This is a genomic window from Robinsoniella sp. (genome assembly GCF_034124845.1).
Window position 1 is genome coordinate 1 of sequence record NZ_JAWYAJ010000161.1, and the last position, 15,089, is coordinate 15,089.

14 protein-coding genes are annotated in these 15,089 nt (G+C 42.5%); 1 reads left to right on the forward strand and 13 read right to left on the reverse strand.

Going from position 1 to position 15,089, the window contains the following annotated elements; translation table 11 throughout:
- On the forward strand, window positions 1-280 hold a 280-nt coding region (locus tag ACH2DQ_RS07675; protein WP_395026223.1), incomplete at its 5' end, for a DUF1292 domain-containing protein.
- 123 nt (window positions 281-403) lie between these two features.
- Here ACH2DQ_RS07675 and ACH2DQ_RS07680 read toward each other — a convergent pair.
- The 13 genes from ACH2DQ_RS07680 to ACH2DQ_RS07740 form a co-directional block, all read right to left on the reverse strand.
- Window positions 404-2,248 (reverse strand): ATP-dependent helicase, encoded by a 1,845-nt coding sequence (locus ACH2DQ_RS07680; protein WP_394911391.1) that lies wholly within the window; start codon window positions 2,246-2,248, stop codon window positions 404-406.
- A 165-nt stretch (window positions 2,249-2,413) separates the two neighbouring features.
- Window positions 2,414-3,862: a glutamate--tRNA ligase gene (gltX, locus tag ACH2DQ_RS07685; RefSeq protein ID WP_394911392.1), complete on the reverse strand. Its 1,449-nt coding sequence runs from the start codon at window positions 3,860-3,862 to the stop codon at window positions 2,414-2,416.
- A gap of 199 nt (window positions 3,863-4,061) precedes the next feature.
- Window positions 4,062-5,117 carry an NAD(P)H-dependent flavin oxidoreductase gene (locus ACH2DQ_RS07690; RefSeq protein WP_394911393.1) on the reverse strand — a complete coding sequence of 352 codons (1,056 nt, stop codon included), beginning with the start codon at window positions 5,115-5,117 and terminating at the stop codon, window positions 4,062-4,064.
- A gap of 52 nt (window positions 5,118-5,169) precedes the next feature.
- Window positions 5,170-7,005, reverse strand: coding sequence for an acetyl-CoA carboxylase carboxyltransferase subunit alpha (locus ACH2DQ_RS07695; protein WP_394911394.1), 1,836 nt, complete (start codon window positions 7,003-7,005; stop codon window positions 5,170-5,172).
- 38 nt (window positions 7,006-7,043) lie between these two features.
- Window positions 7,044-8,384 (reverse strand): acetyl-CoA carboxylase biotin carboxylase subunit, encoded by a 1,341-nt coding sequence (locus ACH2DQ_RS07700; protein ID WP_394911395.1) that lies wholly within the window; start codon window positions 8,382-8,384, stop codon window positions 7,044-7,046.
- Between the two features lie 8 nt (window positions 8,385-8,392).
- A complete protein-coding gene (gene fabZ, locus ACH2DQ_RS07705; RefSeq protein WP_394911396.1) occupies window positions 8,393-8,818 on the reverse strand; it encodes a 3-hydroxyacyl-ACP dehydratase FabZ in 426 nt (141 codons plus the stop codon).
- Between the two features lie 27 nt (window positions 8,819-8,845).
- The gene (gene accB, locus ACH2DQ_RS07710) at window positions 8,846-9,301 is read right to left on the reverse strand and encodes an acetyl-CoA carboxylase biotin carboxyl carrier protein (RefSeq protein ID WP_394911397.1); all 456 of its coding nucleotides are present in this window, start codon (window positions 9,299-9,301) and stop codon (window positions 8,846-8,848) included.
- Between the two features lie 4 nt (window positions 9,302-9,305).
- Window positions 9,306-10,544 carry a beta-ketoacyl-ACP synthase II gene (fabF, locus tag ACH2DQ_RS07715; protein ID WP_395026228.1) on the reverse strand — a complete coding sequence of 413 codons (1,239 nt, stop codon included), beginning with the start codon at window positions 10,542-10,544 and terminating at the stop codon, window positions 9,306-9,308.
- 66 nt (window positions 10,545-10,610) lie between these two features.
- A complete protein-coding gene (gene fabG, locus ACH2DQ_RS07720) occupies window positions 10,611-11,351 on the reverse strand; it encodes a 3-oxoacyl-[acyl-carrier-protein] reductase (protein ID WP_394911399.1) in 741 nt (246 codons plus the stop codon).
- Between the two features lie 212 nt (window positions 11,352-11,563).
- Complete coding sequence (gene fabD, locus ACH2DQ_RS07725; protein ID WP_394911400.1) at window positions 11,564-12,487, reverse strand: ACP S-malonyltransferase; 924 nt, start codon at window positions 12,485-12,487, stop codon at window positions 11,564-11,566.
- A 55-nt stretch (window positions 12,488-12,542) separates the two neighbouring features.
- Complete coding sequence (gene fabK / locus ACH2DQ_RS07730) at window positions 12,543-13,466, reverse strand: enoyl-[acyl-carrier-protein] reductase FabK (protein ID WP_394911401.1); 924 nt, start codon at window positions 13,464-13,466, stop codon at window positions 12,543-12,545.
- A gap of 63 nt (window positions 13,467-13,529) precedes the next feature.
- Window positions 13,530-13,763, reverse strand: coding sequence for an acyl carrier protein (acpP, locus tag ACH2DQ_RS07735; RefSeq protein ID WP_027294210.1), 234 nt, complete (start codon window positions 13,761-13,763; stop codon window positions 13,530-13,532).
- Window positions 13,764-13,980: 217 nt separating this feature from the next.
- The coding region (locus ACH2DQ_RS07740; RefSeq protein ID WP_395026231.1) for a hypothetical protein at window positions 13,981-15,089 on the reverse strand (1,109 nt) is incomplete at its 5' end.

Here is a 15,089-nt window from a genome sequence, read left to right on the forward strand (position 1 = left end):
TACTATGGATAATGGCGACGTTGTCGAATGTGCGGTATTAACAATCTTCCCGGCTGGTGACAAAGAATATATTGCGCTTCTTCCATTAAATGAAGAGGGTGACAACGAAGAAGGCGAAGTATTCTTATATCGTTTCTCTGAGGAGAATGGTAATCCGATGTTAGAAAACATTGAAGATGATGATGAATATGAAGCTGCAGCTGATGCATTTGATGAGTTTCTGGATGGACAGGAATATGATGAAATAGTAGATGCTGAAGAAGAAGACGAAGAAGAATAATCTATATTTTTCAAGCTGAGCATTTTTAATAGTATAATCCCCTGCCGGGATCAATCCAATGACTTGAAGTTTGCATTGGGATGATCCGGCAGGGGATTTTTAGTAGGATGTCTTTATTCAGATTTAACCGGCTGTTTTCACATCCTGTTTCAAATTTTCCAGAAACACAGAAGGCTGAAGGTTCTTTCCATAGCGTTCCCGGATGGAATACATATGGAGGTGTTCCTTTGCCCTTGTCATACCCACATAGAACATCCGCCGCTCTTCCTGCATATCTGCATCCAGAATGGCTTTTCGGTGAGGTATGATGCCCTCATTGATATCAATGATGAATACATTGGCAAATTCCAGACCCTTAGAACTGTGCAGCGTGGTGAAGGTAACGGCATTGGATACTTTATTCTTCTCCTTTGACTGATCAGTCAACGCCTTTGTATATTCTTCAATATGGGCAAACCAGGCTTCAAAAGTTTTAAAGTCCTTTGCACCCTCCTGCATCTCGTTTAATACTTCATACAGGTCTTCTACTTTTATCTTTCTGAAATCTGCATATTCATTTAAGTATGCTTCGTATCCGATCCCATGACGTATAAAATTAATTGCAGCATAGGGCGTCATCCGTTTTAGAATATTCAACTGATATTCCAGCTGCTCTATCCGCTCTACTACCCAGTGTTTGTCATCGTAATATTTTTTCAGATTCTCTAAAGACACCTGTGCTTCATCTACACATTCTCTTCCGATATAACGGTTTGGACGGTTCATTACCTGGAGAAATTCCCGCCGTTCCCGGCTTCCCAGGGCCAGATGAATATAACTGATTACATTTTTTGCAATCCAGTGGTCGTAGATATTTGGCATGCTGTCTCTCATTTTAAAGGGGATGTTATATTCCATAAATTTTTCAACTAACAGCCTGGCATCCGTATTGGTACGGAACAAGATGGCAATATCGCTGTACTGGTAATCTTCCTTGATGTATTCCTGTACTTTTTTTATAATATGAGCACATTCCTGTGGTTGGTTGGCAAATGTGTGCAGTTCAATTTTATCACCGGATTCTTTTACTTCTTTCATATTCTTTTGAAAACGCATCTGGTTGTGACGGATTACGAGTTCCGCTGCTTTGACAATATTGCCGGTGCATCGGAAGTTCTGGTCCAGGAGTATGGTCTTCGTATCTCTGAACTCCTTTGGAAAATTCAGCATAATTTCCGGTTTTGCCCCCCGAAAGCGGTAAATGGATTGGTCGTCATCGCCTACGATAAAAATATTATGCTCAGGTGCAGCCAGCATTTTCACAATTTCATACTGAATTTTATTGATATCCTGGAATTCGTCCACCAATATGTAACGGTAACGGTTTTGCCAGCCCAGGAGAATATCCGGGCGCTCTTTTAACAGCTGATATGTATACACCAGCATATCATCAAAGTCCAGCCGATTTTCCTTTTCCAGACGCAGCTGGTATTTTTGGTAGATATCCCGGAATGCATTTTCCGAACAGGTGGTGGAATAATAGTGTTCTAAAGGTATCTGATCATTTTTCACAAGACTGATTTCAGAAATAATATTTCCGATAAATTCCGCCTCATCTTCAATATCCAGATTCATCCGCTCTATAATGTCTTTCAGATATTGATGCTTCAGATCTTCCCGAAGTATATTGTCTCCCGTAAAATGATAAGCATGTTTTAAGATTCCGAAAAAAATTGCATGAAAGGTTCCAAAGGTAACCTGGGTCTGCTCCTGTTCCATTAATCGTAAAAACCGCTGCCGCATTTCCTGTGCCGCCGCTTTTGTAAAAGTAATGACCAAAATTTCCATAGGATTTATCCCATAGTTCTGGATCAGATATTTTGTCCGCTCTGTGATTACGGTCGTTTTCCCGGAACCAGGTCCGGCTAGCACGATCATGGGACCATCTTTGTGGGTAATCGCCCGCGACTGAGCCTTAGTAAAACTCATTCGTATTTCCTCCATTCGCGCAGTCCGTGCGCTTAAAATCTGTTTTATAGCCCTCAATAGGGACGGTGCATGTCTGCACCGCCCCTCATTGACTGTATTTATGATCCTTTTGTAACTGTTCCGTTCTCTCACAGTTACAAATCGTTACCTTTGCTTTTACAGCAATTAACTCAGTTTTTCAATGGCAGCCCTGATACGGGAAATGGATTCTTCTTTACCGATGATTTCCATGATTTCCGTAGCACCGGCCGGGGTCATCTGTTTCCCGGATACGGCTGTACGTACCGGCCACATTACATATCCGTTTTTACATCCCTTTTCCGAAACATACCCGGATAGAAGGGCATATAATGCATCATTGCTGTAGTCATCCTGGCTCTCCAGAAGGGGGAGAAGGTCTTTCAGGACGGCTAAAGAAGTCTCTTCATTTGTTTTCATTTTCTTATGGGTGTACATGGCACTGTCATATTCCGGAACGGTTTCAAAGAAATCAATTAAATCGGGGATATCCGGGAATACTTCGATTCTGCTCTTAACCATTTCTGCAATCTTTTTTAAATCCAGGTCTTTGGTAATTGCCTGTTTGATAAATGGCAGCGCTTTTTCATAGAATACATCTAAATCCATGGTCTTCATGTATTCGCCATTCATCCATTTTAACTTATTAATATCAAAGACAGCCGGTGATTTGCTCATATGACGGTAATCAAATGCTTCCACTAATTCCGCCAGGGAGAAGATCTCACGGTTATCCTGTGGGCACCATCCTAGCAAAGCTACATAGTTTACAATTGCTTCACTTAAAAATCCCTGTTCCAGCAGATCTTCATAAGAGGAATGTCCGCTTCTTTTACTTAACTTCTTATGTTCTTCGTTGGTAATCAGCGGGCAGTGTACATATACCGGCACTTCCCAGCCAAATGCCTGATACAGACGGTTATATTTCGGTGCGGAAGATAAATATTCATTTCCGCGAACTACATGTGTAATTCCCATTAAATGATCGTCTACGACATTTGCAAAGTTATAAGTCGGATATCCGTCTGATTTGATGAGAATCATATCATCCAGTTCTGAGTTGGGTACTTCGATTGTTCCATAGATCTCGTCTTCAAACTTTGTAGTGCCTTCTTTTGGCATATTCTGACGGATTACATAAGGTACACCTGCTGCTAATTTGGATTCAATCTCTTCTTTTGGAAGGTTCAGGCAGTGTTTGTCATATACAATAATTTCCTTTCCTGCAACTTCCTGTCTTAAGGATTCCAGGCGTTCTTTATCACAGAAACAGTAATATGCTTCGCCTTTTTCAATTAACATTTTAGCATACTTCAGGTAGATTCCCTGTGCCTGACGTTCACTTTGCACATAAGGACCTACTCCGCCGTCTTTGTCGGGACCTTCATCATGAACTAAACCTGTTTTATCCAGGGTACGGTAAATAATATCCAGTGCGCCTTCCATAAAGCGTTCCTGGTCAGTATCCTCTATTCTAAGCATAAAATCGCCGCCGTCATGCTTTGCGATTAAATATGCGTATAATGCGGTTCTTAAGTTGCCTACATGCATACGTCCTGTAGGGCTTGGTGCAAATCGTGTTCTAACCTTACTCATTTTATTGCTCCTCCTTCTTATATTAATGCTGAATTAAAGCTCTAAGTCACATTATATACCGAAAGTGGTTTTTATTACAACCTTTATTTTCGATTATAGTATAAATTTTGACAGTTTCCACTTCAAATCTGGACATAAAATTAAAGATTGCCTGATACAAAAAGAGGACAGTGCCTGCATCGTCACTGTCCAACTTTACTCATTTCGTCAATTCATCCATAATATCCTTAACATGTTCCAGTTTATCTGCCCGGTATGCATTATCACCACAGAACAGCAGTGCATCCTCAGTATTGCCTTTGGCTGCGTTGACCAGTGCTCTGGTGATGCAGTAAGGGATTGTTGCAGGATTGCATTTTTCCAGGCAATTCAGACATTTTCCGCTTAGCCCGATACCAGGTGTCGGATGCTTCATAAATCCGTTGATAATTGCCCGTCCCGGCATTCCTACCGGACTTTTAACGATTGCGATATCTTTCTTTGATGCATTCAGATAAGTCTGTTTGTAAGCATCACTGGCGTCACACTCGTAAGTTGTAACAAAACGGGTTCCCATCTGCACGCCATCTGCGCCAAGTTCCAATGCATGATCGATATCCGCTTTGTTATAGATTCCGCCTGCAACCACAACTGGTATATGGGTTTCGTATTTGTCGGCATACCCTTTTACCACTCCTATAATGCCTTTGATTTCTTCTTCATATATCTCCGGTGTGAAATGATCCAGCTGGTCCGGTGAAAATCCCAGATGTCCCCCGGCTCTCGGTCCTTCGATAACCACCAGATCCGGAAGACGGCCTGATTTGCGTTCCCACATTTTCAGGATCACGCTGGCGGATTTGATGGTAGATACGATAGGAGCTATCTTAGTCTTGCTGTCCTTTACCAATTCCGGCAGCATGGTGGGAAGCCCGGCTCCGGAGATAATTAAATCCACTCCAGACCTAACCGCAGCTTTTACATACTCAGCATACCGTTTCGTAGCCACCATGATATTAACTCCGATAATGCCGTCTTTTGCAATCTGGCGTGCTTTTTTTATTTCATTGGCGATTGCCCTTAAATTTGTTTCAATGGGATTACTTTCAAATCCTTCCTCCCGATAACCAATCTGTGCGGTAGAGATTATGCCAACACCGCCGCAGGCAGCAACATTTCCGGCCAGCCTGGACAAGCTTACGCCTACGCCCATTCCTCCCTGGATAATCGGTATTCGAGCTGTTAAATCCCCGATATTTAACGGTTTTAATTCCATTTTTACCTCCTGTGCATATTGTAAGCTTGCTTGCAATTTGGTTGCCTGTGTGCTACATATTACGGAAACGGCGATACCGTTGTTTTGCAAATTCCTCTGTCTGTAATTGATTCTGATCTTCCAGAAATCTACAGATATTTTTCTTCATATATCCTGCAATTTCTGCTATGTTTTCCATCATAGCAGGTTCCTGTTCCGGGATAATCAGTTCAATTATGCCAAGTTCCTTTAAGTCTTCAGCTGTTATCTTCATGATTTCCGAGGCTTCTTTTGCACGCTTCCCGTCTTTCCATAAAATCGATGCAAAGCCTTCCGGTGACAGAACCGAGTACGTGGCATTCTCCATCATCCATACTTCATTTGCAACTGCTAATCCCAGTGCGCCGCCGCTGCCGCCTTCTCCGATCATTATACTCAAAACAGGGGTTTTTAAGGCTGACATTTCCATGAGATTACGGGCAATTGCTTCTCCCTGTCCCCGCTCTTCTGCTTCAATTCCGCAGGCAGCACCTGGTGTGTCAACAAAATTAATAATAGGACGGTGAAATTTCTCAGCCTGTTTCATGAAACGGAGTGCTTTACGATACCCTTCCGGTGAGACCATTCCAAAATTCCGTGTGATGTTGTCTTTGGTATTTTTCCCCTTTTGCTGACCGATTACCGTCACCGGCTGTCCGTTCAGATAAGCGATGCCGCCTACAACGGCACCATCGTCACGAAAGCTTCGGTCTCCATGTAGTTCTGTAAAATGTTCAAAGATTGCTTCTATATAATCCAGACTGGTCGGACGGTCTGCCATTCTGGAAATCTGTACTTTTTCCCAGGCTGATTTTTTATATCCTTCTTCAGATAAATTCAGGTCAGCTGGATTGGTATCCAAACCGGACAGACCGGAATCTGATTTTTCAATAAAGGAAACCACCGGATCAGAAGGATCGCTATCTCCATTTAAAAGAGTTCCAAGTTCCCCAGCTATTTTGTGAAAAGAGGCGCAGCCATTTCTGCTTTCATGCATGTCAATCAGCATCGCCAGACGCAGCTTAAGGTCACTTCGCTCTACAATCCCATCGATAATTCCTTTTTCCACCAGAAACTCTGCTCTCTGGAATCCTTCCGGAAGCTTCTGTCCAATGGTTTGTGCAATAACTCTTGGGCCAGCAAATCCGATTAAAGCACCCGGCTCTGCTAGAATGATATCCCCTAACATTGCAAAACTTGCAGTCACACCTCCCGTTGTGGGATCGGTAAGAACCGGAATATACAGAAGCCCGGCTTCGGAATGACGTTTGATAGCAGCTGAAGTTTTCGCCATCTGCATCAGGGAAACAATTCCTTCCTGCATTCTGGCACCCCCGGAGCAGCAAAATAAAATGACTGGTAATTTTTCATCAATTGCCTGTTCAAAAGCACGGGTTATTTTTTCTCCTACTACGTATCCCATACTGCTCATTAAGAAACGTGCATCACAGACACCCACTACGGCATCTTTTCCATAGATTTTGCCTTTGCCGATGGTAACTGCTTCGTGCAGATGTGTTTTTTCCCTTTGTGCTTCCAGTTTTTCTTCATATCCCGGGTAGTCCAACGGATTGCGCTGTGGCAGGTCATTATACCAGGCTTCAAACGTACCATGGTCTAAAACCATACGCAGCCTGGTCTTCGTTTTAATCCGAAAATAACCTTCGCATTTCGGACATACATAATGATTATCCACTACATCCTGCTTGTAGAGCAATTTACCGCATTTTGGACATTTTACCCAAAGCCCCTCCGGTACACAAGGTGCTGCATCTTCTTCTACAGAAGGTTTTTCTTCCTTCTTAGGTTCATCCAAACGTCCGATTGGAATGTAGGAAGTTTTTTTAAACATATCCTTAAGCTTTGACATTTTATACTCTCCTTAACATCAAACACATTCTGCTGCCGCTATGAAAAATGTTCTTCTATGAAATCCGTTGTAAAATCTCCAGCCTGAAAATCTTCATTATTCAGTATTTCGTACTGAAAATCTACATTTGTGGTAACACCATCTAAAATCAATTCACCCAAAGTACTTCTCATTTTGTCAATTGCACTAGCCCTTGTTTTGTCATGCACGATTACTTTTGCAATCATAGAGTCATAATAGGGTGGAATCTCATATCCGCTGTATACAGCGGTATCAATTCGAACGCCGTATCCGCCAGGGAGATGAACTTCATTGATTTTTCCCGGGCAGGGCATAAAGTTCTTAGCCGGGTTCTCTGCATTAATTCTGCATTCAATGGCATGACCGTTTAAGCAAATGTCTTCCTGTTTTACACTGAGGGGAAGTCCTGCTGCAATATAGATCTGCTCTTTGATCAGGTCAACTCCGGATACCATTTCTGTTACCGGATGCTCTACCTGGATACGGGTGTTCATTTCCATGAAATAATAGTTTTTATTTTTATCTAAAAGAAATTCAATGGTTCCCGCATTTTCATAAGATGCTGCTCTGGCAGCATGAATGGCTGTCTCTCCCATTGCTTTACGCAATTTGGGTGTCAGAACCGCACTTGGAGATTCTTCAATCACTTTTTGATGGTGCCTCTGAATGGAGCAGTCTCTCTCTCCAAGCTGAACCACATTTCCGAATTTATCCGCAATAATCTGGAATTCAATGTGTTTGGGATTTTGCACGTACTTTTCAATATACATGGTATCATCCCCAAATCCTCTGACGGATTCCATCTGTGCAGTCTGGAAATTCTCGGTGAAATCTTCTGGTGATTCTGAAATACGCATTCCCTTTCCGCCGCCGCCGGAAGAGGCTTTAATCATAACCGGATAACCAATCTCTCCTGCAATCCGCTTGCCTTCCTCAGCAGTATATACCGGCTCTTTCGTGCCCGGCACAACCGGAACGCCGGCTTTCATCATCGTGGCACGGGCTTCTGATTTGTTACCCATGCGGTTAATGACTTCGGCGCTGGGACCGATAAATGTGATATTGCATTTCTGGCACATTTCCACAAATTTACTGTTTTCCGAAAGAAAGCCGAATCCGGGGTGAATCGCATCTGCTTTTGCTGCTATGGTAGCACTTAAAATGCGTTCCATATTCAGATAACTCTCCAGTGAAGAAGCAGGTCCGATGCAGATTGCCTCGTCTGCCAGCTGTGTATGAAGGGCTTCCCGGTCCGCTTCTGAATAAACGGCTACCGTTTTTATGCCAAGTTCCCGGCATGCCCGGATAATGCGAACGGCGATCTCTCCCCTGTTAGCAATTAATATTTTCTGAAACATATGATCTCCTATCCGATTGCAAAAGTCAGTTCAGCTATGGCAACTACTTTACCGTCTACGGTAGCAGTTGCTTTCCCTACACCGATTGGACCTTTCACCTTAATCATTTCCACTTCCAGCATTAATACGTCACCTGGTAATACTTTACCTTTGAACTTAGCAGAATTGATTGCACCAAAGTAAGCAACCTTACCCTTGTTCTCCGGTACGCTTAAGATGATCACTGCTCCTACCTGAGCCAGTGCCTCTATGGTTAAAACACCAGGCATAACCGGCTCCTGGGGAAAATGTCCTGCAAAGAACGGTTCATTGTAGCTGACGCACTTTTTCCCAATAGCACGTTTCCCGGGTTCTAATTCTTCAATGGTATCTATTAATAAAAACGGCTGTCTGTGAGGAATAATTTCCATAATTTCTTTCGTTGATAAAGCCATAATTTTACCTCCAAAGTTATGTGTAGTTTATCGGATTACAAACAACGGCTGTCCGTATTCCACCATCTGCTCATTTTCTATGAGAATTGCTTCTACCACACCGTCAAATTCGCTTTCAATTTCGTTCATCAGTTTCATTGCTTCTATGATACCGAGAGTCTGCCCTTTCTTTACCACATCGCCTACTTTTACAAACGCCGGGTTTTCAGGAGAAGCAGCATTATAGAAAGTTCCTACCAATGGTGCCTTAACGGTATTTCCTTCCGGCACAGAATCACTTTGTGCAGCTTGAACTGAGGCAGCTGAGACGGGCACCTGTGTAATTGCCTGCTGTGCCATCATTCCCTCAGAAACAGTGGTTACCACTACATCTTTTTGCTTTCTTTTCATGGAGATTTTTACATCTCCATTGTCAATCGAAAAATCGGTAAGATCGGTAGATGCTACTTTATCGATTAAGGTCAATAAATTTTCAAATTCCATATGATTACTCCTCTCTATATTTCTTCACTAAAATACTGGAGTTGTGTCCGCCAAAACCAAGGGAGTTGCTGATTGCATATTCTACCGGCTCTTCTATAGCTTTTCCTGCAACATAGTTTAAATCCAGTTCTTCATCCGGTATCTGGTAGCCTACAGTTGGATGAATATAACCTTCTTCCATTTCTTTGATACAAGTGATGAATTCTATGGAGCCGGCAGCCCCTAACATATGTCCGGTAATGGATTTTGTAGAGTTGACACGAATGTTATAAGCATGATCACCAAAAGCTTTTTTAATAGCTCTGGTTTCAAATAAGTCATTGTGGTGTGTGCTGGTGCCGTGTGCATTGATATAAGTAATGTCTTCCGGTTTTAATCCCGCTTCTTTCACTGCATTTAACATGGCTCTTGCAGCACCTTCCCCATCTTCAGCAGGAGAGGTAATATGATAAGCATCACTGGTTGCGCCATATCCGCCAAGTTCGGCATAAATGTGGGCACCACGTTTTTTTGCATGCTCCAGCTCTTCCAGAACTACCACTGCAGCACCTTCAGCCATAATGAAACCACTTCTTTCTTTATCGAAGGGAATGGAACATCTAGTTGGATCTGTTGCTCCGGAAAGTGCAGTTAATGCTGCAAATCCGCCAACTCCGATTGGGCAGATGGATGCTTCTGAACCACCGGCAACCATTACATCGGCATCGCCAAACTGGATGGTACGGAATGCTTCACCGATGGAGTGTGTCCCGGTTGCACAGGCAGTTACCACATTGATGCTCTTGCCTTTTAATCCAAACTGAATGGAGACATTTCCGGCAGCCATATTGGATATCATAAGGGGTACCAGAAGAGGATTTACACGGCTGGGTCCTTTTTCTACCAGTCTGGTGTGTTCTCTTTCGGCAGCCTGAAGGCTTCCGATACCGGAACCTACGGAACATCCAACCATATATGGATCTTCTTTTGACATATCTAATCCGGAATCTTCAATTGCTTCTTTGGATGCAGCAACTGCATACTGGGAAAATAACTCCATACGTTTTGCTGCTTTAAAGTCCATAAAATCTTGTGCGGCAAAATCCTTGATTTCTGCCGCAAGTTTTGCCCGGTATTCGGTACAGTCAAATCTGGTAATCGGAGCAAATCCGGTTCTTTCTTTTTTTACGCTGTCCCAAAAGCTCTCTACATTTAAACCAACCGGTGTAATTGCGCCCATTCCTGTTACTACTACTCTTCTCATGTTTAACCTCCGTTATATCTGCAACATTTGCAGGTGTGATATTGCCAGTAAATTTCACTAGTGACACTAGATTGCCATGCCGCCGTCTACACTGATTACCTGTCCGGTAATATAGTCTGCCCTGTCAGAAGCCAGAAAGGCTGCCATTTCCGCCACGTCCTCTACTTTTCCAAATCGTTTTAAGGGGATCTGGGCAATGGACTGCTCTTTTACCGAATCGGATAATACATCGGTCATTTCTGTAGCAATAAATCCTGGTGCAATTGCATTTACCGTAATGCCTCTGCTTGCAAGTTCTCTTGCCATAGATTTAGTAAGTCCGATAATACCGGCCTTGGAAGCGGAATAATTTGCCTGCCCCATATTACCAAGGACACCGGATACCGATGCGATATTGATGATTTTACCGCTTCTTTGTTTTAACATTTGTCTGGATAAATGACGGATTGTATTAAATGACCCTTTTAGATTTATGTCGATTACGGAATCAAAGTCCGCTTCACTCATTTTCATAATTAGATTATCTTTTGTAATTCCTGCGTTGTTCACCAGAATATCGATGTGCTGATACTCTGCTAATAACTTTTTCATCATTTTTTCGGTGCTGTCATAATCAGCCACATTACATTGAAAGGATACGGCATCTTGACCGTTTTCTTTTATCTGTGCAACAACTTCTTCTGCTTTGTCTTTGGAACCGTTATAATTTACAATCACGAATGCACCATCCATAGCAAGCTTTAATGCAATTGCTTTGCCGATTCCCCTGGATGCTCCCGTTACTAATGCTACTTTATTTTCTAACATATATACTCCTTTATAAATCTTCTCCAGAGCGTGTTTCAAACATGCTCTATACTAGTGCCGCCCGGCGCAAATACGCCACTATATAGCACCCGCTACCTGCGCCGGGTGCACGACTGTGAATCTAGCCGCAGCCCGCTGCGCCGTCAATTCGCAGTCGCTCACCTGACACAGATATCAGGCACTATATATCGACGTATTTACGCCGGTCGGCACTACCTTGACACAGATGCTAAAACCTTATTTATATCTTCCACTTTCTCAACATTCAACGCTGTCATATTCCGGTCTATTTTACGTAAAAATCCGCTGAGGGTTTTGCCTGGTCCGATTTCTATAAAAGTGTCCACACCCTGGGCAATCATATTTTCCACACTCTGCTGCCATCTTACGGAAGAATAAATCTGCTGTTGCAGTAATTCCTTAACCTGGCTTTTATCGGTTACGTATTCTGCTGTTACATTGGAAACGTAGGGTGTATTCACATCCTGAATTTCCACCTCATCTAATACTTTACCAAGCTTATTGCCGGCTTCTGTTAACATAGCAGAATGGAAGGGACCGCTTACGTTTAATGGAACGATTCTTCTTGCACCGGCTTCTTTCAGAGCTTCACAGGCTTTTTGTACCGCTGCTTCTTCTCCGGTAATGGCGATCTGTCCGGGACAATTATAATTCGCCACGCTGACGATGCCATCTGTATTTGCACAGATTTCTGCAATCTTTTCTCCATCCATGCCGATAACCGCTGCCATTGCACCTCCAAAAGGAACCGCTTCCTGCATATAAATGCCTCTTTGACGGACCACTTTAAACGCGTCTTCAAGAGACAGGACTTTTGAAGCAGCCAGTGCTCCATATTCTCCAAGGCTCAATCCTGCATTTACACAGGAAGATACTCCTTTTTCTTCCAGAACTTTTAAGATTGCTGCAGATACAGCCAGCATACAGACCTGGGTGTATTCCGTTATATTTAATTTGTCATTTTCTTCAAAACACAGTGCCGGGATATCCAGTCCGGTTACTTTCGATGCCAGATCAAAGATCTCTTTACTGGATTCATATTGTTCGTAAAAATCCTTACCCATGCCTATGTACTGCGCACCCTGTCCCGGGAACACAAATGCTATTTTATTCATGCTGATACCCTTTCGTAATCATAATTCTCGTTCGACTTTTATACTCCAAATAGTATTATAGCTTTAGTAATTCTCCGGCTTCCGCCATTATTTCTTCTATCATTTCTAAGCAGCTTTGCTCCTTTTTAATCAAGCCTGCGATCTGGCCTGCCATCACAGTTCCTGTGATGATATCGCCTTCCATTACTGCACTGCGAAGAGATCCCAGTGTTAAATATTCCAGCTCTTCAAAGGAAGCTCCTGATTTTTCTAATTTAACGTATTCTCTTGTCATTTTATTTCTCAGGGAGCGGACCGGATGTCCTGTTGTAGTCCCTGTAACTTCTGAATCAATATCTTTTGCTTTAATGACTCTGTCTTTATAATTTTGATGAACAATGGATTCATTTGCCACTACAAAACGGGTACCGATCTGTACTGCCTCAGCCCCCAGCATCATAGCTGCTGCAAATCCTCTTCCGTCACCGATTCCGCCGGCTGCTATGACCGGAATATTCACCGCGTCCACTACCTGCGGAACCAGTGTCATCGTTGTCTGTGATCCGATATGTCCGCCGGATTCCATACCTTCCGCAATGACTGCATCCGCACCGTATTTCTCCATTCTTCTTGCCAGAGCTACCGAAGCAACTACAGGAATTACCTTTATGCCCGCTGCTTTCCACAGCTCCATGTACTTTTCAGGATTGCCGGCTCCTGTGGTAACTGCCTTAACACCTTCTTCTGCAACTACCTTTGCCACCTCATCTGCATGAGGGCTTAGAAGCATTACATTTACTCCAAATGGTTTATCTGTCAGTTCTTTTGCTTTACGAATCTCTTCCCGTACCACTTCAGCCGGAGCACTTGCAGCACCGATTAAGCCAAAGCCGCCCGCATCGGATACAGCTGCCGCAAGATGATGCTCAGCTACCCATGCCATGCCGCCCTGGATAACTGGATATTCAATTCCTAAAAGTTCGGTTACTCTTGTCGTCATTTCGGACCTCCATTCAACGAAACATATAGTAAAGCCGACGGATTCCGCCGACTTTTATTCGAATTATTCTTCTACACCTTTTGCTTTTAAGTAATCCAGAACTTTTCCAACTGTAGTAAGTTCTTCCAGGTCTTCTGCAGGGATTTCTACAGAATACTCATCTTCCAAAGCCATTACCAGCTCAAACAAATCTAAAGAATCAGCTCCCAGATCTTCTTTGAATGAAGTCTCTAATGTAATATTCTCAGTTTCACAATTTAATTGCTCAGCGATAATGTCTTTCATTTTTTCTAACATGGTTTTTTCTCCTTTTAATTCAGAAATTAAGTTTTATTCATCAAATATTTTGATATTCAAAGTATATAAGAGGAGGTGTGTTTTGTCAAGAAATATTTTGTGAATATATTTTGAACTTCAAAATAATAAATGTTTATTACACGTAAAAATCCAGAGAAGCTTTCACTTCCCTGGATTTTGAATTAAATTTTATATGCGATAACCGCGGATATTATTTCTATTTTGTATTTACCGTTTCCTTTTCGGCAGATACTGTATCCTTTTCTGTATTGGTTACTGCCTTCGTGTTTGTTTCTGATTTTGCATTTTCATCTGTTTTCTTATTCAGATCAGCATTTTTGTTTACTTCTGTTTCGGTACTCACTTCTTTTTCTCCAGCTGCCGTTTCCCTTTCACTGTTCCTAACATTATCGTTAATCGGTGTCAATGCTTCTGTCTGCAGATTCGATTTTACCTGCGCAAGAAGTGGAATGCTTATGGATACAGCGCCAGGGTCAGAGGAAAGTTCATTTACATCTGCCGGGATATTTATGATCTTCATTTCAAGAGTTTTTCCGGCGTATGGCGATAGATCCATTTTAATAGTATTGGATGTTGCTTCACCGTCTAATACATAATCACCATTGTTAAAATTGATCTCCACATCCCCATCTGTTAATACAAACCTATGTCCTTTGATTTTTCCTGAATCGCTTTGGTTATTATCCCAATTAAATACATAAGTTAAATTCGCAAGCTCTGCCTGAGTACAACTGTCACCAACGGGAGATCCATCACTCAGTTGAATTTCTGCCTGGATATTTTCCGGACTTTTAAGCTTCGTTTTGGGAACTGTAAATTGCAGTATTCCCGCTTCTGATGCAAGTGCTGTGATGGAATTGGAAAGTTTTACAATACTGATACTCAAAGTCTTTCCAGCGTATAGAGACAGATCTTTTGTAAGTGTATAGCTTGCTTCTTCTTTCATAGCTCCCGGGTCGGTAATGTCTAAATAATCCTGACTATTCAGCGGTATGATAGTTCCTTCATCATCGAATAACCGGATACGGCATCCTTTGATCTTGTTAAGTTCATTTTTATCATTTTTCCAACTGAATACGTATTTCAATGTCGGATATTCGTCTCTGCTGCAGCCATCTTCCGGCGGGATTACAACACCGTCTGCATGTTGGATTTCGCCCTTAAGTACCGGCTTGGTTAACCGGTCTTTCGGCAATACCATAGATATTGATCTCCCAATAGAGGTTGAAGAAACATCCTTCACGCCTAAGGCATACGCATAAATAAAATAATCATTTCCGATACTGGATGTATCGAATTTCAACT